Consider the following 23,442-nt stretch of genomic DNA (forward strand, 5'->3'; position numbering starts at 1 on the left):
TTTTTTTTGCCACGAATTCACGAATTTCTCTAATTCCTATTTTTTTTACTGGTTTTTATTTTAAACATAGCCCGTGGTTTCAACCACGGGCACACAATATGTAATTACACCCCATTCGTAACTTTTCCCGTGGTTGAAATCGTGAGCTGTATTTTGAGCATTTGCGAAAACTAAAAATAAAAATTCGTGGAAATTCGTGAAATTCGTGGCAAAAAAAACTAATCAACTTCCTTTTCGTTATCTTTTATAAAAGTATCGATATTCATTAAATAAGGATCAATAACAATACGTTGAGGTTTTGTTCTGAGTTTGATTTTGCCTTCAATTGTATTGTTTTTGATAGCGAAAGGATAAAGAAACAATTTTCCGTTTTCATCATAAATGCCAACATCTATTGTACTGTCGTTTGGAATTGATTTTCGTTCTCCAGTTGCATTTTCTCTGAATTTTTTAGAAACCGCTTTAAAAGAAACCTCATAAAAACCATTCTTTTTAATACTTGAAACCGATTCTATTTTTGAAGAATAGGTGATAATCTGCTTAAACATTTCATCTAATTTTGGATATAGTTTTTTATCCGTTACGGCATAAATCTCTTTTAATAAATCCTCAGAATCAGGAAACGGATTGGGATATTTAAAATGATTTAGAAAATTTTTCAAAGCCAGGTTTACCTTTTCTTCACCAATTAAAATCCGAAGCTGATGCATGACCAGCATTCCTTTATCATAAGGTAAATGCGGCGTGTCGTAATTTGTTTTGTATAAAGGCGTTTCAGGATCGTAACTTCGGCTGCTCAAATATAAATCCAGATGGATTTTTAAAGTTTCGAGTGCTTTTTCCAAACCATGTTCCTTTTCATAAAGCATCAATTCTGTGTATTGCGCCAAAGTTTCGGTCAAAATCCAGCTTCCTTCTTTCTGTTCCGGACTTATCTGTGCATTTCCCCACCATTCGTGCGACAATTCGTGAGCTGTTAATTGATTGATGACGTCTTCTTTATCTTTGTTTTTGAGATCGCTGTAAAAACCGAAATTCTCTTTCATAAAAACAGTCGATGGATACGAAGTCGCCGCAAACCCATCAGCGAAAGCAGAAACTTCGGCATAGCGAATCGCTTTATAAGGATATTTACCAAAGTTATTTTGGCAGTAATCTAAAGTGTTTTTTACATCCTGAATTAGTTTTTTGATGTTTCTGGAATGTCTTTTATCATAAAAAACTTCAATAGAAACCCCTTTATAATTTGTTTTTTGAATTTGATATTCGGCAGAAGAAAAAGCAAACCGAAACGGAATTTTTCCATTAGATTTATAATGAAAATAATTACGGTTGTCTTTTTTCCAATTTCCAATTAAATCTCCAACACCAATGGCAGTTTGATTTTTTGAGGTCGAAACCACAGCATCATAATCAACAAAATCATATTTAGTTTCCGATTTATCTTCCAACTTTTTAAGAGGCGTCTGCGGTTTCAAATGTCTTTTTGCACGCTCTTTTTTACTGCTGATTTCATTCGATTCCTGATAACCAAAAAGCGGAAAGTAACGGCTCATTCGCATAAAAGAACCATTTTCGATGATAGAATTAAAAGCTGTATGTCCTTTAAAAGGTGACCAGGAAGATTCAAAAGAAAAATTCATTTTCATTTTTTGCTCTGGTTGTAAAGGTTTTTCTAATCGATACCAATAATGATGAAAAGCAGCAACATCATCTAATTTTTTAGAATTCGGAATCTCAACGGAAGTCAGCTTTGAATTTCGATCTATATATAGGAGTAAACTATCAATTGGTTTTTCAGAATTATTGATTAATTCATAAGTGCCTTTTACTTCATAGCGGTTTTCTTCGGGATATAAATCGACTTTACTTTTTACCGAAACAATCGTGGGCTGGGCAAGATTTATATATTTTTTAAATTGAGCTTCATATTTCTCGCTCCAATTATTCTGATCGTCTTCGGTCAAATATGGATATTCAATATTGGTTTTGTAAAAAAGATAACTTCCAAAGCCAATAAAAAGAATCATTCCGAATCCTAAAATTGCTTTTTGGATACCATTAAATGAATTTCTGCGAAAAGTTTTTAGGATTGAAGCATTTCTTTTCCATAAAATTCCAGTCAGGGTCAAAAGGATTAATGCCAATCCGAAATTGTAGAACATCGAAATATGAAATGGAATTGTATATTTTCCGACACCATTCAAATCAAAATATTCTGTTTTGAAGGCATTTCCAAAACGAAATAGAGGATGTGAAATTCCTAATTGCTCTCCAATTCCGGTACAAAATAAAATGCATACAAAAGCCGAAATTGCAAGTCCGATATATTTGTTTTTGATGAAAGTCTGAATTGCAATGATCAAAAATGAAATTAAGAGCAACGGAAACCCAATGAAATAAAACAAAGAAAAGTAAAGACCAATTTCGATGGTAGCATTCGCATTCATAATTTGAAATCCGCATCCAATTAAAATACTTATCGCAATTATGATCATCGGAATAATAAAAAGAGCCGTCAATTTTGACAGTAAAACAACAAATGGAGAAAAAGGCGCGCTATTTTCAAGCATTTCAAATCTCGAATTTTCGCTTCGGTTTAATAATTCACTGCTGTAAAAAAGAAGAATCAAGATCAGAATAAAAGGCAGGCGATCCATTATTGTGGAAATCATTAAAGCAGTATCGGTAATTTTTTCGGACAAGCGGATGCCGCCGTCAATTTCATCTGAAATCTCAATCATTAATAATCCAGAAAATAAAAGAACGATCAGTAAAAACGGAATTCCTTTCAGAATTAAATAAATATCCAGTTTTAAATTGCTTTTAAAGACAGCCAAATTATGACTGAAAGATTTGATTTCGATGTTTTTAGCAATTGCTGCTGACAATACTTTTGTTTCTTTTTGAATAACTTTAGATGTTTTTACCTTTTTGGTTTTGGTTTTTCGGAATGAAAACAATTTATACGAAACAAAAAGTAAAAGGAGAGAAACAGAAATCCACAGTATTCTATTGAATAAAAAGTTGCCAGAAAGTGAAACCAGGCGGCTGTTTTTTTCAATTGAAGTCCAATATCTCGTTTGTTCTAAAAACGCTGCCAAACCAAACGGATCTATTTTTGCTGCCAAAGACATGGCTTTCGCCGAAGACGGAGAAGCATTTGCAAATAAGGGCGAATTCGAAAAAATCGAACCTGCTATATATAAGATGTAAATTAATAATCCGCCAACATAAATTAAGAGTTTACTTCGGGTAAGCCAGGCCAAAGCAGTCAAGATAGAAAGGCACAAGAAAATATTCGGAATTACAATTACGAAATACGGCCACAAATAATTTATAATTTCAAAAGGACCAATTTCAGTTTTAGGAAGCCAGGACATTTGGTGTCCAGCGATCATTCCGACGATAAACATTCCAAAAGAAACTACGGCGATTATAAATGCTGTAATAAATTTTGGAGCTAAATAATGAAACTTAGAAATAGGAGAGGAGAAAATAATCGAATCGAATTTCGTTTCATATTCCTTTAAAAAACTCTGTGCCACCTGAAGCGTTATCGAGAATATCGTCATTAACGAAATCAGGCCAATCGCATAAGTTAAAACATACGGACTGTTTTTGTGAGCGTCCGAAAAAGAGAAGTTCGCAAACGCACTCACAAAAAATCCTAGAATCAGATAAATAATAAATGTGGCATAAAAAGTCCAGCTTCTGGTATTGTTATGCCATTCAAATTGAATTAATTTAGAAAACATAACCTTAATTTTGAAGTTGATTTTGACCTAAAACACTAAAATAAACATCGCTTAAATCTGGCGATATTAATTCGAAACCCGAATCCGGACATTCATCTGCGAAAACATGAATATTGATTTTCCCTGAATTTAAGTGTGATGAAATGATATTAAAGTTCGATTGATGATTCTTCAAGTCTGTTTTTTGAATCGCTTTCATCCAGATTTTATCCTTCAGGGAATCGATTGCGTCATTCGGTTTTCCTTCCAAAATCAATTTTCCGTTAGAGATAATCGCCATCTTAGGGCATAAATCGCGAACGTCTTCTACAATATGAGTTGATAAAACCACGATAATGCTTTCGCCAATTTCGCTCAGTAAATTATTAAATCGGTTTCTTTCCTCTGGATCAAGCCCAGCCGTTGGTTCATCCACAATAATAATCTTCGGATTTCCAAGCAAAGCCTGAGCAATTCCAAACCTTTGACGCATTCCTCCAGAAAAAGAATGAACTGCTTTGTCTTTATGCTGCAATAAATTGGTCTGTTGCAATAAATACAAAATTTGATCTTGTCGTTCCTTTTTATTGACAATACCTTTTAAAACTGCCAAATGATCAAGCAGCCGATAAGCAGAAATTTTAGGATAAACACCAAATTCCTGCGGAAGATACCCTAGATTTTGTCGAATAAACATTGGGTTCTCCAGAATATTAATTCCGTTAAATTCAATAATTCCCGAAGTGGGTTCCTGCAAAGCGGCGATAGTTCGCATTAAACTGGATTTTCCAGCACCGTTTGGACCTAGTAAGCCAAACATGCCATTTGTGATTTCAAGCGATAATTGGTCAATTGCTTTTGTACCGTTCTCGTACGTTTTGCTGAGATTTTTGATTGATAAACTGTTCATTTTTTGATTGATTTAGATGATTGAATAAAATATGATTTGAAAAAATTAGGCAATAGAATACCTGTCGGCATCAAAAACCGATTTATTATGTTTAGAAATTAAGAATTAATGAATGCTATTCTGCCACGTATTCTAAAATATCGCCAGGCTGACAATCCAGAATTTTACAGATAGCTTCGAGAGTATCAAACCGAATCCCTTTTGCTTTTCCAGTTTTTAGAATCGATAAATTGGCAGGCGTAATATCTAATTTTTCTGCCAACTCTTTACTCTGCATCTTGCGTTTGGCAAGCATTACATCAACATTTACAATTATTGGCATAGTTATATAAATAAGTCTTGTTCGTTCTGAAGGTTTAAACCCTGCTTAAAAATGGCTGCTAAAAAGTAAGCAAAAACACCAAGCATTCCGTGCAGTAATATAAAAAGTGAAACTTCATTGTCTAAAGGCACAAAAAAGAAAGCTGCAAATATTACAATTCCCGGAATCAATAAATTAGATAAGTAGAAGCGCCTTAAATGAGAAATTCCTTTTGCGGTAAATAATTTAGGCTGAAAAAACACTTTAAAAACATTACTGCTTAATAAAAAGAAAAGTCCATACAAACTCAAAGGTGCCAAAAAATCAAAAAGAATATAGGGCAGGTTATAATCTCCCAGCATTAATGGATGGGTAGTAAAAGGATAGCAAACCTGAAAATACTTTCCGTTATCCTTAAAAGTCAAAAACAATCCCGTTACTAAAGTAAAAAGAGAATATGTGGCTAAAAAGAAATAAACAACAGCCAAAAATCGGGTAAAGTAAAATAATATTCTAGATACAATATGAGTGGTCTTCATATATTGAAAAGTTAAATTGATATTGCAAATGTATAATTAATTATCGTAAAACAATAAATAATTATTAAAAAATGCTTCTTTTGATGAATTTGAGAATATTATAATTCTATTAACATTAGAAAACAAAAGGCATCCACATAAATGAGTTAATTTTGTAGACTAGCATTTTTTTATATGAAAAACCCAATTTCAGTCTCATTATTAGAGCTCGCTATCATCACTCAGAATAGCAACGCCACGGAAACATTTCACAAAACAAAAGACATAGCGCAATTAGCAGATAATTTAGGATACAAGCGATTTTGGCTGGCAGAACATCATAACATGGCACACGTAGCAAGTACAGCAACGGTTGTTTTAATTGGTTATGTGGCAAGTCAGACAAAAAATATTCGTGTAGGTTCTGGCGGCATCATGTTGCCGAATCATTCTCCTTTAGTAGTTGCCGAACAATTTGGAACCTTAGAAACCCTTTATCCAAATCGAATCGATTTAGGTTTGGGAAGAGCTCCAGGAACAGATCAGCCAACTGCCGAAGCAATCAGAAAAGATTTTTTTGAGCAGGCACAGCGTTTTCCGCAAAACGTGAGTAAGCTTCAGGAGTATTTTTCTTCCGAAAATGAAACAGGAAAAGTGCGTGCATTCCCGGCCGAAGGATTAAAAGTACCAATTTGGATTCTGGGTTCAAGTATGGATAGCGCGGCTTTGGCAGCGGCTTACGGATTGCCTTATGCTTTTGCTGGACACTTTGCTCCAAAGCTGATGATTCAGGCATTTGAATTTTATCGCGAGAATTTCCAGCCTTCAGAATATTTAGACCAGCCAAAAACAATGGCCTGTGTCAATATCATTGCGGCAGACACAAATGAAGAAGCAGAAGTATTGTCTACAAGTTTGTATCAAATGTTTCTGAACTTAATTAGAAATGATCGTAAAGGATTACAGCCTCCAGTTCCGTCATTAGATGATATTATGAATGAAGCAGAACGTTTTCATGTCAATCAAATGACAGCTGGAACCTTCACAGGAAACAAAGAACAATTAGTAACTGATTTGAAAAAGTTTATTGACTACGCCAGAATAGACGAACTAATGGTAACAAGTCCAATCTTCGATCATCAGGCAAAATTAAAAAGCATTCAAATCACTAAAGAAGCGATCGATACTCTAAACGAAAGTATACATATATAAGTATACTATATATAAGAGTAGATTTCATTCCACAACCCGCCAGTTTTCTAAAACTTGGCGGGTTTAATTTTTATACATATATAAGTAGAAAACTATACTATAATGTATAAGCAGAAAATTTCTATTGTAAGGTTGAGCTAAGCCAAAGCCTTTTGATACAGTTTTGGAATCTGGAATTTCAAAATTTACATTTTAACGGGGAGCTTACTCCGTTTCTATCGGAGCCAGGTGTGTGGGTTTTCAGAATAAAACCCAGAGAGCGATGGCAGTTTTTAGAAGAATAAACAAGGAAGGATAGGTGAGAGCGGAAGAAAATCTCAATAAAATCCAGTCCAGTGTTCTTTGTGCAATAGCTAAAAAGAAGATTATGTCTTGGTGTCTCAGCGTTAAAATCAACACAAAATGGGTCTGACGCAAAAAGACTCAAAAAAACTTTGGTTTGTAAAAAACGCATAACCAGCGATTTGTAAAAAAGATGGAAAAAATATAAAAAAAAGGCTTGTAAATGTAAATAAAGGTGGTACTTTTGCACCCGCAACAGCGACAGACGTTCCCTGAAATACTGACAAGCTTATAAGATTTGGATGAAGAAATTTTTTCAAAAAAAAGATTAAAAAAAGCTTGTGAGAATGGAAAACGGATGTTACATTTGCACCCCGCAAAACACGGAAAGTTCCTTGATATAGTGATAAGAAAATAGAAGAAATAGAGGCGAAAAAAAAGTTTCAAATTTTTTTAAATTTTTCTTGCACATTTAAAAAGAAAGTTTTAGTTTTGCACCCGCTTTGAAACACAAGTGAAAACAAAAAGAAACACGTTCGTAGACATATTGAATTGACAGCCGTTTTGAGAGAGATCTCAAAACAAATAATAAAGAGTAATAGAATCGTTTGATTCGAAAAAAGACCACTAGAATAAAGCATCGCAATATAATATAAAAATATACGATGAAGAGTTTGATCCTGGCTCAGGATGAACGCTAGCGGCAGGCTTAACACATGCAAGTCGAGGGGTATATGTCTTCGGATATAGAGACCGGCGCACGGGTGCGTAACGCGTATGCAATCTGCCTTTCACAGAGGGATAGCCCAGAGAAATTTGGATTAATACCTCATAGTATTATGCCTCGGCATCGAGATATAATTAAAGTCACAACGGTGAAAGATGAGCATGCGTCCCATTAGCTAGTTGGTAAGGTAACGGCTTACCAAGGCTACGATGGGTAGGGGTCCTGAGAGGGAGATCCCCCACACTGGTACTGAGACACGGACCAGACTCCTACGGGAGGCAGCAGTGAGGAATATTGGACAATGGGCGCAAGCCTGATCCAGCCATGCCGCGTGCAGGATGACGGTCCTATGGATTGTAAACTGCTTTTGTACGAGAAGAAACACTCCTTCGTGAAGGAATTTGACGGTATCGTAAGAATAAGGATCGGCTAACTCCGTGCCAGCAGCCGCGGTAATACGGAGGATCCAAGCGTTATCCGGAATCATTGGGTTTAAAGGGTCCGTAGGCGGTTTAGTAAGTCAGTGGTGAAAGCCCATCGCTCAACGGTGGAACGGCCATTGATACTGCTGAACTTGAATTATTAGGAAGTAACTAGAATATGTAGTGTAGCGGTGAAATGCTTAGAGATTACATGGAATACCAATTGCGAAGGCAGGTTACTACTAATTGATTGACGCTGATGGACGAAAGCGTGGGGAGCGAACAGGATTAGATACCCTGGTAGTCCACGCCGTAAACGATGGATACTAGCTGTTGGGAGCAATCTCAGTGGCTAAGCGAAAGTGATAAGTATCCCACCTGGGGAGTACGTTCGCAAGAATGAAACTCAAAGGAATTGACGGGGGCCCGCACAAGCGGTGGAGCATGTGGTTTAATTCGATGATACGCGAGGAACCTTACCAAGGCTTAAATGTAGATTGACCGTTTTGGAAACAGAACTTTCGCAAGACAATTTACAAGGTGCTGCATGGTTGTCGTCAGCTCGTGCCGTGAGGTGTCAGGTTAAGTCCTATAACGAGCGCAACCCCTGTTGTTAGTTGCCAGCGAGTCAAGTCGGGAACTCTAACAAGACTGCCAGTGCAAACTGTGAGGAAGGTGGGGATGACGTCAAATCATCACGGCCCTTACGCCTTGGGCTACACACGTGCTACAATGGCCGGTACAGAGAGCAGCCACTGGGTGACCAGGAGCGAATCTATAAAGCCGGTCACAGTTCGGATCGGAGTCTGCAACTCGACTCCGTGAAGCTGGAATCGCTAGTAATCGGATATCAGCCATGATCCGGTGAATACGTTCCCGGGCCTTGTACACACCGCCCGTCAAGCCATGGAAGCTGGGGGTGCCTGAAGTCGGTGACCGCAAGGAGCTGCCTAGGGTAAAACTGGTAACTAGGGCTAAGTCGTAACAAGGTAGCCGTACCGGAAGGTGCGGCTGGAACACCTCCTTTCTAGAGCCCTGAGTGTTAGTGGAAACACACGCCGGGGAAAAAGATGCTCTATTGGTTTTAGGATTTAGGGATAATATTACTCTTGCTGTTAGTTCAAATAATAAATTTTTAAGTAAAACAGAGTCTCGTAGCTCAGCTGGTTAGAGTACTACACTGATAATGTAGGGGTCGGCAGTTCGAGTCTGCCCGGGACTACTAAATTACTTAAGAAAAAGGAAATTCTGGAAGCTGGGATTCACCAAAGGAAATTAGAGAAGAATTAGAAATCTAAAATCTGAATTCTAAAATCTAAGATTTAAAATGGGGGATTAGCTCAGCTGGCTAGAGCGCCTGCCTTGCACGCAGGAGGTCAACGGTTCGACTCCGTTATTCTCCACAAAAGGCTGTAAGCCTGAGGCCTAGTGCGTAAAGCGCGAAGCATATAAAGTTCATTGACATATTGAGATAAGAAAATAATAAAAAGTAGAAAGCGTTTTTTATAATTTATTGTAAAGAACAAAAAAAAACGGTCATAATTGATTTTATGATTGGTACAATAAGCAAAATAAGGGCGTATGGGGGATGCCTAGGCTCTCAGAGGCGATGAAAGGCGTGATAAGCTGCGAAAAGCTGCGGGGACGGGCACACACCGATTGATCCGCAGATACCTGAATGGGGCAACCCACTATGTTGAAGACATAGTACACCGATAGGTGGGCAAACCCGCTGAACTGAAACATCTAAGTAGGCGGAGGAGAAGAAAACAAAAGTGATTCCGTAAGTAGTGGCGAGCGAACGCGGATTAGCCCAAACCAGTGATGTTACGGCATTGCTGGGGTTGTAGGACCACGAGATTTTATGCATGCAGAACCGGAAGTTACTGGAAAGTGACGCCAAAGAGGGTGATAGCCCCGTATGGGTAATAAATGTAATAGATAGTGGTATCCTGAGTAGGGCGGGGCACGTGAAACCCTGTCTGAATTTGGCGGGACCATCCGCTAAGGCTAAATACTCCTGAGAGACCGATAGTGAACCAGTACCGTGAGGGAAAGGTGAAAAGAACCGTGAATAACGGAGTGAAATAGATCCTGAAACCATACGCTTACAAGCGGTCGGAGCCCTTTCGTGGGGTGACGGCGTGCCTTTTGCATAATGAGCCTACGAGTTAACGTTGCTGGCAAGGATAAGTGGTTAAGCCATGGATCCGCAGCGAAAGCGAGTCTGAATAGGGCGCTTTAGTCAGTAGTGTTAGACGCGAAACCGTGTGATCTACCCATGGGCAGGTTGAAGCTGTGGTAACACACAGTGGAGGACCGAACCGGTTGACGTTGAAAAGTCTTCGGATGACCTGTGGGTAGGGGTGAAAGGCCAATCAAACTCGGAAATAGCTCGTACTCCCCGAAATGCATTTAGGTGCAGCGTTAGTTATAAAGTTATATAGAGGTAGAGCTACTGATTGGATGCGGGGGCTTCACCGCCTACCAATTCCTGACAAACTCCGAATGCTGTATAATGTTCACTAACAGTGAGGGCTTGGGTGCTAAGGTCCAAGTCCGAGAGGGAAAGAACCCAGACCATCAGCTAAGGTCCCCAAATATATGCTAAGTTGAAAGAACGAGGTTTGTCTGCCCAGACAGCTAGGATGTTGGCTTGGAAGCAGCCATTCATTTAAAGAGTGCGTAACAGCTCACTAGTCGAGCGGACGAGCATGGATAATAATCGGGCATAAGCATATTACCGAAGCTATGGATTTAGAGATTACTCTAAGTGGTAGGGGAGCATTCTAACAGGGTTGAAGGTTTTTCGTAAGGAGGGCTGGACTGGTTAGAAAAGAAAATGTAGGCATAAGTAACGATAATGCGGGCGAGAAACCCGCACACCGAAAAACTAAGGTTTCCACAGCTATGCTAATCAGCTGTGGGTTAGTCTGGTCCTAAGGCGAACCCGAAAGGGACAGTCGATGGCTAACGGGTTAATATTCCCGTACTACTAATTACTGTGATGGGGTGACGGAGTGATGAAAGCGCCGCGAACTGACGGAATAGTTCGTTAAAGTACCTAGCTATAGGCTCTGCAGGCAAATCCGCAGAGACTGGTGAAATACGATAGTACTCGGAGTCTTCGGACAAAGAGATAGTGCGCCTAAGGGCTTCCAAGAAAAACCTCTAAACTTCAGGTAATTAGTACCAGTACCGTAAACCGACACAGGTAGTTGAGGAGAGAATCCTAAGGTGCTCGAGAGATTCATGGCTAAGGAATTAGGCAAAATAGACCTGTAACTTCGGGAGAAAGGTCGCCCTGAGCAATCAGGGCCGCAGTGAAGAGGTCCAGGCGACTGTTTATCAAAAACACAGGGCTCTGCAAAATCGTAAGATGAAGTATAGGGCCTGACACCTGCCCGGTGCTGGAAGGTTAAGAGGAGATGTTATCTTCGGAGAAGCATTGAATTGAAGCCCCAGTAAACGGCGGCCGTAACTATAACGGTCCTAAGGTAGCGAAATTCCTTGTCGGGTAAGTTCCGACCTGCACGAATGGTGTAACGATCTGGACACTGTCTCAGCCATGAGCTCGGTGAAATTGTAGTAACGGTGAAGATGCCGTTTACCCGCAGTGGGACGAAAAGACCCTGTGCACCTTTACTATAGCTTAGTATTGACCTTGGATAAATGATGTGTAGGATAGGTTGGAGACTATGAAGCGGCGTCGCCAGGCGTTGTGGAGTCATTGTTGAAATACAACCCTTTGTTTATCTGAGGCCTAACCCCATATTGTGGGGGACATTGCTTGGTGGGTAGTTTGACTGGGGTGGTCGCCTCCAAAAGAGTAACGGAGGCTTCTAAAGGTTCCCTCAGTACGCTTGGTAACCGTGCGTAGAGTGCAATGGCATAAGGGAGCTTGACTGAGAGACATACAGGTCGATCAGGTACGAAAGTAGAGCATAGTGATCCGGTGGTTCCGCATGGAAGGGCCATCGCTCAAAGGATAAAAGGTACGCCGGGGATAACAGGCTGATCTCCCCCAAGAGCTCATATCGACGGGGGGGTTTGGCACCTCGATGTCGGCTCGTCACATCCTGGGGCTGGAGAAGGTCCCAAGGGTTGGGCTGTTCGCCCATTAAAGTGGCACGCGAGCTGGGTTCAGAACGTCGTGAGACAGTTCGGTCTCTATCTACTGTGGGCGTTAGAAATTTGAGTGGATCTGATTCTAGTACGAGAGGACCGAATTGGACAAACCTCTAGTGTATCTGTTGTCCCGCCAGGGGCACCGCAGAGTAGCTACGTTTGGAAGGGATAAGCGCTGAAAGCATATAAGCGCGAAACCCACCACAAGATGAGATTTCTTTTAAGGATCGTGGAAGATGACCACGTTGATAGGCTATAGATGTAAAGGCAGTAATGTCATAGTCGAGTAGTACTAATAATCCGTAAGCTTATGTACACCCTTTTCCCCCGATGCAAGTCGGGGGGAGAAACTTTCTAAAAATACTAAATAAAAATACTTTTCTTTATCTCAGTATGTTAAGATATTGGTTTTAATTATGAATTGTGAATTATCAATTGTTAATTAAAACAGATTGCCCAAAGCAATTATAACTTCTTAAGGTGGTTATTGCGGCGGGGCTCACCTCTTCCCATCCCGAACAGAGTAGTTAAGCCCGCCTGCGCAGATGGTACTGCAGTTATGTGGGAGAGTATGTCGTCGCCTTTCTTTTGAAAAACCCTATTCCAGCGAATAGGGTTTTTTGTTTTATAGCAGTTTTTAAAACTTCGCATCAATCTGCGTATTGCACTCGAATAAATAAAAAAGTTTCTTATAACACGCCTGCGTTAGGGATGGAAGCGGCATCCTTTTGTTTTTTTCTTTAAAAAACAAAAGATACAGCGCACAGCCCGGCCCGGAGGGAACGCCATGAGTATCTTATGTATTTGTAAATTAGTGTTTTATGAATTATACGTCATTAAATTTTGTTGTTATTAACACCATTTATAAATTTAATTACCCCATTCATAAAGATTTTTTGATCATCCCACATTGCTAAATGACTTCCGTTAGGGCAATATAAATACTGTCCATTTTTTACTAATTTGCTTTGTTCTTCCATCGCTTTTGGATCCATTGTGTCGTATTTGGCTCCTATCATTAAGGTTGGAATTGTGATTTCGTGTAATCTGTTTTTGATATCCCAGTTGGCTAATCTTCCACTGATTCCAAATTCACTTGGACCTTGCATTAAAGTATAGATTTCTCCATTTACGTGCTTAGCGGCTCTATTAAAACCGTCTGGCCATTCTTTTAGTCTGCATAAATGCTCTTTGTAGAAATTTGGCAGTAACAATTCCATATATCTTGGGTTATTGAAATCTTTTTTTGCTTCTAAAGCTCTTATTTCTGCGAGAATTTCGGGTTTCATTTGTTTTGCTAAAACTTCGTTGGCATATTTTCCGTATTCCGGAGCGCTGGCCATCATGTTTGCAACTAATAATCCTTTCATATTTTGCTGGTATTTTAAGGCGTATTCCATTGCAAGTATACCTCCCCAGGAATTTCCAAGAACATAAAAGTTGTTTTTATCTGCATTTATTGCTTTTCGAACCTGCTCAACTTCTTCAACAAATCTTTCGGTGGTCCATAAACTGCTGTCCTTTGGCTGGTCACTGTAATAAGATCCCAGTTGATCGTATTCATAAAATTCAAAGCCTTCTCTTTGGAAAAAGGTTTCAAAACATTCCATGTATTCATGCGTCATGGCTGGACCTCCGTGTAATAACAGAATTTTTATTTTTGGATTATTTCCAAAACGTTTTGTCCAGACTTTAAACTCTCCAACAGGTGTTTTTATGGGAATCATTTTTATTCCGGCAGCTTCTACCTCGCCTTGATCGTAGGTAAAATAATTAGTAAGTTCATTTGATTGGTTTTCTTTTTTACACGAGACTGTAAGTAAAAGGAATGCAAAGATCAGGATATAACGCATGGGTTTACAATTTAGTTGTTTGAACTAATTTACAAATTATTTTCAAGATCTGTTGTTTCCTTTTTTTACTGAATTTTTGCTGTATTGATCTTGTTTTCAGTTGTATATGTTGTCTTCTAAAAACTAAAAAAATCTTAAATAGATTTGAGAGCAAATTTTCTTGTAGTAAATTAGTAATACTATACTTAAATAAATAATTATGAAAACGAGAATATTTTTAGCCATAACATTGTTAAGTTTAACAATATCGGCCAGTGCACAAAAAAAAATTGAAGTAACAGAACTGCCAAAACCAGCGCAGGAATTTTTGAAGAAACACTTTAGCAATACCCCCGTTGAAAGTGCGAAGAAAGATGCAGAGCACGGTGAGAAAGGGTTTGAAGTAAAGTTAAAAGACGGAACAGAGGTGGAATTCTGGAAAGATGGTTCTTATCGTGAAGTGGATGGTGGAGATAAGCCTATTCCAACTGCTTTTATACCGGATAATATCAAAGCCTATGTTGCAAAAAATCATCCTAACGAAAAGATAACACATATTGACTATGGTCACAAAGATTTGGATGTGGACTTAACGAACAATATCGATTTAGAATTTACTAAAGATGGTAAAATTCTGAAAGATAAAAAAGACAAATAAAAAAACAGTAAAAATGATCCTGTATAGATAACCATTTTATGTTGGTCTATACAGGATTTTTTATTTAGAACCAATTTTCATGAGAGATCATCTTGAGGGAAAATAGTTTATATTTACATTTCTATTTTTTATTTCATGGAAGAAAATAAACATGTAACGATTTACGATATTGCCGAGAGACTAAATTTAGCAACATCTACTATTTCACGAGCTTTAAAAGATCATCATACCATAAGTGATAAAACGATAAAGAAAGTGAAAAAAACAGCTGAAGAAATGGGATTTGTTCCTAATACTTTAGCTGCAGGTTTACGTGGAAATAAAACCAGAACAATTGGAGTTTTAATTCCAACCGTTACACAGCCATTTTTGTCCTCTTTAATCAGCGGAATCGAAATAACGGCTCAAAAATCTGATTATACAGTAATTATTATGCAATCACATGATTCTTATGAGGAGGAAGTTAATATGGCTAAATCCTTATACAGCAATCGTGTAAGTGGCGTAATTTGCTCTCTTGCTATGGAAACCAGAGATACGGCGCACTTCCATCAGTTTTCAAACAATAATATTCCGTTGGTTTTTGTCGACAGGGTTCCGAAAGATTATAATACATTTAGAGTTGTTATTGATAATTATTCGGCGGGTTATAAAGCTACAAAGCATCTTATTGAACAAGGCTGTATCCGGATAGCACATTTAACTGCCGGTTTCGAATTAGGAAATTTATACAACGAACGAAAGAGAGGTTATATTGAAGCTTTAAAAGATCATAATATTGCCGTTGAAGAAGAATTAATTATTAATTTGAATTCTGTGACCTACGAAGATGGAGTAAAAGCCAGCAACGCTTTATTTGATTTAAAACCCATTCCGGACGGATTATTTGCTCCCGGAGATATTTTGGCAGTAAGCGCTGTACAAACTGCAAAAAAAAGAGGAATTAAAGTTCCGGAAGAATTTAAGGTCATTGGTTTTAATAACGATCCAATTTCACAGATTATAGATCCTAATTTATCTACTATTACGCATCCGGCTGAAAAAATGGGAAAAGCGGCAGCCGAAATTATCATCAAAAACCTGAAATCATCTAAAAATGATGATGCCAAAGAAATTACTTTCTTAAATACAGAAGTGCTGGCAAGAGAATCTACAGAGAAGTAGATAAAACAAAATAGCAGGATTTAATCTTGATTCAACCATACTAAAGCAGGATAGTTTTTCAAATTATCCTGCTTTTATTTGTTATAAAAATATATTTTAAGAAAAAAAGAGTAGTAAAATTTTTTTCTTAAACAACAATCCTATATTTTTACGCAACCGATTGCAATTGTTGTTTTGTTTTTGATAATGCATTTTTTAAATTAAAATATTATCAAATGTTTTATTAAAAGACAAAACTGATATTTCTTTCTAAGTAGAATTTTAAAGCGTAAACTAAATTAAATGACTTCATTCAGATTTGTTTTCCTGTTTCTTTCCATTTCCTTTTCGGCTTTAGCCCAAAAGGATTATAAATTATGGCTTCAGTTTGATAAAACAGCAAATACCGTTTTGGCATCAGAATACAAAAGTAATATTCAGGGAATTGTTTCTTTGGAAAATTCTGAAACTTCTAAAATTGCTATGAAAGAATTAGAAAACGGAATTGCTGCTTTACTGGGGAATAAACCTGAAATTAAATCAGAAATAACAGGAGAAAAAAATCTGATTATTGCATCTCAAAAATCATTAACTCCTGATTTACAAAAAACACTTCAAGATGATTTTAGCAAAATAAACAGCGAAGGATTTTTAATCAAAACCATTAGTTTTAAAAATAAAAAGCAAATTATCATTACTGGGAAAAATGATATTGCAGTTTTGTATGGAGTTTTTAATTTCTTGAGATTACTACAGACTAATAAATCAATTCAACACTTAAATATTACCGATTCTCCCAAAACAAATATCAGAATTTTAAATCACTGGGATAATCTGGATAGAACCGTAGAACGCGGTTACGCTGGATTTTCGCTTTGGGACTGGCAGAAATTACCTGATTTTATCGATCAGCGTTATATTGATTACGCCAGAGCGAATGCCTCAATCGGCATTAATGGAACTGTTTTAACGAATGTAAATGCAAACGCATTAATCTTAACGCCGCAATATTTAGAAAAAGTAGAAGCTTTAGCAAATGTTTTCAGACCTTACGGAATAAAAGTCTACTTGACAGCCCGTTTTTCGGCACCAATTGAAATTGGAAAACTAAAAACTGCCGATCCAAAAGATCCCGAAGTGATAAATTGGTGGAAAAATAAAGCAGCGGAAATTTACAAACAAATTCCGGATTTTGGCGGATTTTTAGTAAAAGCCAATTCAGAAGGACAGCCCGGTCCTCAAAATTACGGACGAGATCATGTCGACGGTGCGAATATGCTGGCCGATGCAGTTGCTCCATTTGGAGGTGTAATTATGTGGAGAGCTTTTGTATATTCTGAGCATGACGCAAACGATCGTGCGAAACAAGCTTATGCTGAATTTCAGCCGTATGACGGAAAATTTAAAGAAAACGTAATTGTTCAGGTAAAAAACGGAGCAATCGATTTTCAGCCCCGAGAACCCTTTCATCCTTTATTTGGTGCCATGCCAAAAACGCCTTTGATGATGGAATTTCAAATCACACAGGAATATTTAGGTTTCAGCACGCATTTGGTTTTTCTGCCTAAATTATTTCAGGAAGTTTTAGAATCAGATACCTATCAAAAAGGAAAAGGTTCACACGTTGCCAAAGTCATTGACGGCACTTTATATCAAAATAAACTAACTGGAATTGCAGGCGTTTCTAATATTGGAAATGATTTAAACTGGACAGGTCATCCTTTTGCGCAAGCGAATTGGTATGGTTTCGGAAGATTGGCCTGGAATCCGTATTTGGATTCTGAAACCATTGCCGATGAGTGGTTGAGATGTACTTTTTCAAACGATGAAAATTTTATAAAACCAGTTAAAAAGATGATGATCGATTCACGTGAAGCTGTTGTCAACTATATGACACCGCTTGGCCTTCATCATATTATGGATACAGGTCATCACTACGGACCAGGACCTTGGGTTTCTGATTTATCTCGTCCGGAATGGAATCCGACCTATTATCATAAAGCCAATAAAAACGGAATTGGTTTTGACCGCTCCAAATCAGGAACAAATGCTGTTTCACAATACGCGCCAGAAATGGTAAAAGTTTTCAATAGCTTAGAAACTTGTCCCGAGAAAGATTTATTATGGTTTCATCATGTTTCGTGGGATTATAAATTAAAGGACGGCCAGACACTTTGGAACGGTTTGGCGCTCCAATATCAGGAAGGCGTAAATCAGGTTGCCGAGATGCAAAATGTTTGGAATAAAGCTAAAAAGTATGTGGACAGCGAACGATTTAACGAAGTAAAAATGCTCTTGGAAATTCAGCAGAAAGAAGCAAAATGGTGGCGTGATGCCTGTTTGTTGTATTTTCAGCAGTTTTCAGGAAAAGAATTGCCGTCAGGAGTCGAAAAACCAACACAAACATTAGAATATTTTAAATCATTAAAATTCCCATTTGCACCGGGAAATGGATAAATTAAATTATTGAGATTAATTAGAACGCAGATGACGCGGATTCGCTTTCGCAAAAACGCAGATTTACACGTATTTTTTATTTTTTTTCGTTTAGAGAAAGACCCGTTTTTTCCGTGTCTTCGCGAAAACGAATCTGTTAAATATGCGTACCAAAAAAAATAAATTATGAGCAAAAAAACGGCAATTGTAACCGGAGGAAATTCAGGATTAGGTTTTGCAACCGCAAAAAAACTTTGTGACAACGGAATCACAACTTACATCATCGGAAGATCAAAAGAAAAAACAGAAGATGCCTGCAGGGAAATTGGAGAAAATGCGATTCCGGTAATTTTCGATTTAAATAATCTGGATGGAATTCCAGCCATGATCGAAAACATAACCCAAAACGGGCCAATCGATATTTTGGTAAACAACGCCGGAATCAATATGAAAAAAGAAATTCCAGACGTGACGGATGAAGATTTTCTTTCGATCATTCATACCAATTTATTGAGTGTTTTTGCCGTAAGCCGCGAAGTAATTAAAAACATGAAAGCCAACGGAAGCGGCAGTATCATCAACATCAGTTCGATGGCATCACAATACGGAATCCCGAAAGTAATTGCATATTCGGCAAGCAAAGGCGCAATCGAATCTATGACGCGTGCGATGGCTACAGAACTGGCTCCGTCAGGCATTCGCGTAAATTGTATTGCTCCGGGATTTATCAAAACCAAAATGTCGGCAGCAGCATTGGATAACGATCCGGAAAGAAAAAATAAAGTGTTGGGAAGAACTCCAATGGGCTTTTTAGGAGAACCTTCGGATATTGCAGATGCCGTTTACTATTTCGCTTTAAGCGAGTCAAAATACACAACAGGAACTGTTTTACCTGTTGATGGGGGAAATAGTATTGGGTTTTAATTTTTAAACACATAGAAACATAGTTTTTCTTTATCTGCAAAGACATTTCATTTGCATTAATGCACATAACTATGTGTAAATGATTAATCATTTATTTTAAACTTTTTCTAAATAAAAATAAATCTATGTTTCTATGTGTTAAATAATTATAATATTAATAAGTATGATAAAAATGCAGCAAACCATGCGATGGTTCGGTCCTAATGACAATGTCAGTTTGATTGATATTAAGCAGACCGGAGCAACGGGAATTGTAACCGCTTTGCACCAAATTCCGGTGGGCGATGTCTGGACGATTACAGACATAAAAGAAAGACAGGAAATCATTCGGAATAACGGATTGGAATGGGCTGTGGTTGAAAGTCTGCCTGTTCATGAAGAAATAAAACGAGCTTCGGGAAATTATCTGCAATACATCGAAAATTATAAAATCAGTTTGCGAAATCTGGCAGAATGCGGGATCAAAATCATTACTTATAATTTTATGCCGATTTTGGACTGGGTGCGTACGAATCATAATTTTATCAACGAAGACGGAAGTAAGGCCCTTTTATACAATCAGGATGCGTTTACTTATTTTGATGTTTTTCTGTTAAAAAGACCCAATGCCGAAAATGATTATTCAGAAGTTCAAAAACAGAATGCTTTAAACTTTGGAAATAATCTTTCAGAACAAGAAAAAGCATTGTTGTTTAAAAATGTTTTATTGGGATTGCCGGGAAGCAAAATCAATTTTACGGCAGAACAGATTTTATCGCTTTTGGACAATTATGCTGAAATCGACAACCAAAAATTAAGAGAAAACCTGATTTATTTTTTATCAGAAGTTGTTCCCGTTGCAGCAGAAATCGGTGCGAAATTAGCGATTCATCCAGATGATCCGCCGTTTTCGGTTTTGGGATTACCCAGAATCGTTTCAACAGAAGCTGATTTGAAAGCTATTTTCAGCGCTGTTCCTTCAACTGCAAACGGATTGTGTTATTGCACAGGATCTTTAAGCGCCGATCCGAAAAACAATCTGGAAAAAATAATTGACGATTACGAAGATAGAATTCACTTTCTGCACCTTCGAAATACCATCCGCGAAAGCGAAACTATTTTCCGCGAATCAGAACATTTAAACGGCGATGTCAAAATGGAAAAGATTGTAGAAAAGATTTTAGTTGTAATGAATAAACGAAAAGTTAGCCTGCCAATGCGTCCCGATCATGGTTTTCTGCACGAAGTTGATGAAGCTAAAGAAACCTATCCAGGTTATTCTCTGACAGGAAGATTAAAAGGATTGGCCGAATTAAGAGGTTTAGAAATGGGAATTGCTTATAAATTGAAATAGAATAAACTTACTACATATACCTGTCAAGTCTCTATTGACAAAAAAAACTATTAACTATTAAACCAAAATATATGAAATTTATTAACCCTTATTTGTTTGTCGTCAGCACTTTGCTGGCTGTAAGCTGTACATCTCAAAAAGAAACCACTTCATTAAAAGAAGCTTACAAAAACGATTTCTATATCGGAACTGCTTTAAGCGCAGATCAAATTGAAGAAAAAGATGCTAAAGCAGATTCGTTAATTCGAAAAGAATTTAATGCGATTACTGCAGAAAACATTATGAAGTCGATGTACACGCATCCGCAAAAGGACAAGTACGATTTTGCTTTGTCGGATAAATTTGTAGCGTATGGCGAGAAAAATAAAATGTTTATTCACGGACATACATTGATCTGGCACAGCCAATTAGCGCCGTGGATGGAGAAAATTGCCGACAGTACCGAAATGAAAGCTTTTATGAAAGATCACATCACAACAATTGTTTCCAGATATAAGGGAAGAATCGATTCTTGGGATGTGGTGAATGAAGCTTTAAACGAAGACGGAACCTTAAGAAAATCGGTTTTTTTGAATACACTGGGTGAGAAATATCTGGTTGATGCTTTTAAACTGGCGGCCGAAGCAGATTCGAAAGTAGATTTGTATTATAACGATTATAATCTTGAAGATCCGGCAAAAAGAGCTGGAGCTATAGCTTTAATCAAAAAAATAAAAGCGGCAGGCGGAAAAATTGACGGAATAGGAAGTCAGGGACATTGGAAATTAAATAGTCCGTCGTTAGAAGAAATTGAAAAAAGTATTTTAGAATATTCGGCTTTAGGAATCAAAGTCGCTTTTACAGAATTGGATATTACCGTTCTCCCAAATCCGTGGGACTTAAAGGGAGCAGATGTAAATCAGAAATTTGAAGGAAATCCAAAAATGAATCCGTATCCTGAAAAATTACCAGATTCTATTCAAAACAAACTTGCAGAACGTTATGAATCGATTTTTAAATTGTTTTTAAAACACAAAGATAAAATCAGCCGCGTTACTTTTTGGGGAGTTTACGATGGACAGTCTTGGTTAAATGGCTGGCCGATAAAAGGAAGAACCAATTATCCGCTTCCATTTGATACAAATTTAAAGCATAAAAAAGCATACGATAGTATTTTGAATTTAAAAAAGACTGAAGAATAATTAGTCAAATGCGTTTTTAATTGAAAAAATAATAACAATCGGTTGTTTTTAAAAATATTCTTGAAATAAAGTAAACTAAATTTGCGTAATATGTTTTTTTATCTAAATTTACACAACCGATTGTTTTATTTGCTCCAGTGTTCTTTTGCAAGGTTTTCGAAACCTTCCAGGTGTATGACAAGCAGTATAAAAACAATTTAAACTTACAAGGTTTAGAAAACCTTGCAGGACTAACTAACCACAAAACCACAAAATGAATAACATTTCACAAAAATTATCCATCAAAGAAAAAATTGGTTACAGCTTAGGCGACTTAGCTGCTAATCTGGTTTTTCAGACTTTGATGACATATCTGGCTTATTTCTACACTGATATTTACGGATTATCGCCAACTGATTCTTCTATCATAATGTTAGTGGTAGGTTTAGTTGCCGCTTTTATTTTTAACCCGATTATTGGTGTGCTGGCCGATAGAACCAGTACAAAATGGGGAAAATTCAGACCGTGGATTCTGTTAACAGCAATTCCGCTTGGTGTGGTGGCACTTTTAGCCTTTTCAACGCCTGATTTTGCGTATAAAGGAAAAGTAATTTACGCTGTTGTAACTTATACTTTGTTACTGCTTTTTTATGCCGGAAATAACCTGCCGTATTCTGCTTTAAGCGGCGTTATTACAGGCGATATGTCTGAAAGAAACAGTATGTCGTCGTACCGTTTTGTGGCGGTTATGTTTGCTCAGTTTTTTGTTCAGGTTTTTATGCTTGGGATAATTAAAAGTGCCGGAAACGGAGACAAAGCAATTGGTATAGAAAAGGTAATGACGGTTCTGGCAATTATTGGGACTATCATGCTTTTAATCACTTTTTTGACTACAAAAGAAAGGATTATTCCTAAACCGGAACAAAAATCCAGCATCAAAGAAGATTTAAGTGATTTGATGAAAAACAGACCGTGGATTATTATGCTTTCGCTTACGACTTTGGTTTTTATAACGCTGGCCATGAAAGGCGGGGCTTATGTTTATTACTTTGAAAACTATGTAGATAAAGAACAATTGGCCGTTTTTATTCAGCCTATTTTAGATACTTTATCAAATATTGGTTTGAATCATTTTGGAAATGATCCTGTTTCTGCCGGATTCGGGTTGTTTAATGCGGGCGGTATTATTTTTATGATTGTTGGAATTACTTTATCTAAAAACCTGGCCGATAAATACGGAAAGCGAAATATATTCAGATTGTTTTTATTCATTTCAACCTTGTTTATTATCGCTTTTTATTTCTTTCCGCCAGCATCCATCGGCCTAATGTTTTTCTCCCAAATCCTGCACGGATTTTTCTATGGAATCACTATCCCGATTCTTTGGGCGATGATAGCAGATGTTGCCGATTATTCAGAGTGGCTTAATAACCGCCGCGCCACAGCTATAATTTTCTCGGCCATGATGGTTGGCTTAAAAGCCGGATTGAGTATTGGCGGTGCTTTAACAACATTGTTTTTGGGATATTTTCATTACGCTCCAAATTCTACTGTGCAAACTGAAACGGCCATTAACGGAATCAAATTATTGGTCAGCATTTTTCCTGCGATTCCATTTTTAATTGGAGCCGGATTATTGTTTTTCTATAAAATCAATAAACAGTTCGAAGTGCAGATCGAAACCGAATTAAAAGAAAGAAGAACTTAATTATTTAAAAA

13 protein-coding genes, 2 tRNA genes and 3 rRNA genes are annotated in these 23,442 nt (G+C 37.5%); 13 read left to right on the forward strand and 5 right to left on the reverse strand.

All coding sequences use genetic code 11. The annotated features are described in order from the left end of the window. Positions 1-218 precede the first annotated feature (218 nt). The 4 genes from BKM63_RS11090 to BKM63_RS11105 form a co-directional block, all read right to left on the reverse strand. The gene (locus tag BKM63_RS11090; protein ID WP_071636647.1) at positions 219-3,758 is read right to left on the reverse strand and encodes an ABC transporter permease/M1 family aminopeptidase; all 3,540 of its coding nucleotides are present in this window, start codon (positions 3,756-3,758) and stop codon (positions 219-221) included. A gap of 4 nt (positions 3,759-3,762) precedes the next feature. Then, a complete protein-coding gene (locus tag BKM63_RS11095) occupies positions 3,763-4,647 on the reverse strand; it encodes an ABC transporter ATP-binding protein (protein ID WP_071636648.1) in 885 nt (294 codons plus the stop codon). Positions 4,648-4,762: 115 nt separating this feature from the next. Next, complete coding sequence (locus tag BKM63_RS11100; RefSeq protein ID WP_012024053.1) at positions 4,763-4,969, reverse strand: helix-turn-helix domain-containing protein; 207 nt, start codon at positions 4,967-4,969, stop codon at positions 4,763-4,765. A 2-nt stretch (positions 4,970-4,971) separates the two neighbouring features. Further along, complete coding sequence (locus BKM63_RS11105) at positions 4,972-5,487, reverse strand: DUF2975 domain-containing protein (protein WP_071636649.1); 516 nt, start codon at positions 5,485-5,487, stop codon at positions 4,972-4,974. A gap of 174 nt (positions 5,488-5,661) precedes the next feature. Between BKM63_RS11105 and BKM63_RS11110 the strand changes: the two genes are divergently transcribed. From BKM63_RS11110 to rrf, 6 genes are all read left to right on the forward strand, one after another. Beyond that, on the forward strand, positions 5,662-6,678 hold the full coding sequence (locus BKM63_RS11110) for an LLM class flavin-dependent oxidoreductase (RefSeq protein ID WP_071636650.1): 1,017 nt from the start codon (positions 5,662-5,664) through the stop codon (positions 6,676-6,678). Positions 6,679-7,622: 944 nt separating this feature from the next. Next, positions 7,623-9,136, forward strand: a 16S ribosomal RNA gene (locus tag BKM63_RS11115). Between the two features lie 121 nt (positions 9,137-9,257). Then, positions 9,258-9,331 (forward strand) — tRNA-Ile (locus BKM63_RS11120). 107 nt (positions 9,332-9,438) lie between these two features. Continuing rightward, positions 9,439-9,512 (forward strand) — tRNA-Ala (locus BKM63_RS11125). A 157-nt stretch (positions 9,513-9,669) separates the two neighbouring features. Continuing rightward, a 23S ribosomal RNA gene (locus BKM63_RS11130) occupies positions 9,670-12,553 on the forward strand. Between the two features lie 160 nt (positions 12,554-12,713). Continuing rightward, positions 12,714-12,823, forward strand: a 5S ribosomal RNA gene (gene rrf / locus BKM63_RS11135). The 16S, 23S and 5S rRNA genes sit together here with 2 tRNA genes alongside, the layout of an rRNA operon. Before the next feature lie 250 nt (positions 12,824-13,073). Here rrf and BKM63_RS11140 read toward each other — a convergent pair. After that, positions 13,074-14,090: a proline-specific peptidase family protein gene (locus BKM63_RS11140; protein WP_071636651.1), complete on the reverse strand. Its 1,017-nt coding sequence runs from the start codon at positions 14,088-14,090 to the stop codon at positions 13,074-13,076. A gap of 199 nt (positions 14,091-14,289) precedes the next feature. On the opposite strand from BKM63_RS11140, the gene BKM63_RS11145 reads away from it, so the two are divergent. The 7 genes from BKM63_RS11145 to BKM63_RS11175 all read left to right on the forward strand — a co-directional run bounded on the left by BKM63_RS11145 (position 14,290) and on the right by BKM63_RS11175 (position 23,431). Continuing rightward, positions 14,290-14,727 carry a PepSY-like domain-containing protein gene (locus BKM63_RS11145; RefSeq protein ID WP_071636652.1) on the forward strand — a complete coding sequence of 146 codons (438 nt, stop codon included), beginning with the start codon at positions 14,290-14,292 and terminating at the stop codon, positions 14,725-14,727. Between the two features lie 135 nt (positions 14,728-14,862). Further along, positions 14,863-15,891, forward strand: a complete 1,029-nt coding sequence (locus BKM63_RS11150; RefSeq protein ID WP_071636653.1) for a LacI family DNA-binding transcriptional regulator — start codon at positions 14,863-14,865, stop codon at positions 15,889-15,891. Between the two features lie 282 nt (positions 15,892-16,173). Beyond that, complete coding sequence (locus BKM63_RS11155) at positions 16,174-18,327, forward strand: alpha-glucuronidase family glycosyl hydrolase (protein ID WP_071636654.1); 2,154 nt, start codon at positions 16,174-16,176, stop codon at positions 18,325-18,327. A gap of 165 nt (positions 18,328-18,492) precedes the next feature. After that, entirely contained in the window at positions 18,493-19,230 is a 738-nt protein-coding gene (locus BKM63_RS11160; RefSeq protein WP_071636655.1) for an SDR family NAD(P)-dependent oxidoreductase, read from the forward strand. 172 nt (positions 19,231-19,402) lie between these two features. Beyond that, the gene (gene uxuA, locus BKM63_RS11165; RefSeq protein ID WP_083572223.1) at positions 19,403-20,563 is read left to right on the forward strand and encodes a mannonate dehydratase; all 1,161 of its coding nucleotides are present in this window, start codon (positions 19,403-19,405) and stop codon (positions 20,561-20,563) included. A 71-nt stretch (positions 20,564-20,634) separates the two neighbouring features. After that, positions 20,635-21,744: an endo-1,4-beta-xylanase gene (locus tag BKM63_RS11170; RefSeq protein ID WP_071636657.1), complete on the forward strand. Its 1,110-nt coding sequence runs from the start codon at positions 20,635-20,637 to the stop codon at positions 21,742-21,744. A gap of 253 nt (positions 21,745-21,997) precedes the next feature. Beyond that, positions 21,998-23,431, forward strand: coding sequence for an MFS transporter (locus tag BKM63_RS11175; protein ID WP_071636658.1), 1,434 nt, complete (start codon positions 21,998-22,000; stop codon positions 23,429-23,431). Positions 23,432-23,442: the final 11 nt, after the last annotated feature.

This window comes from Flavobacterium johnsoniae (assembly GCF_001879205.1).
Classification (GTDB): Bacteria; Bacteroidota; Bacteroidia; order Flavobacteriales; family Flavobacteriaceae; genus Flavobacterium; species Flavobacterium johnsoniae_A.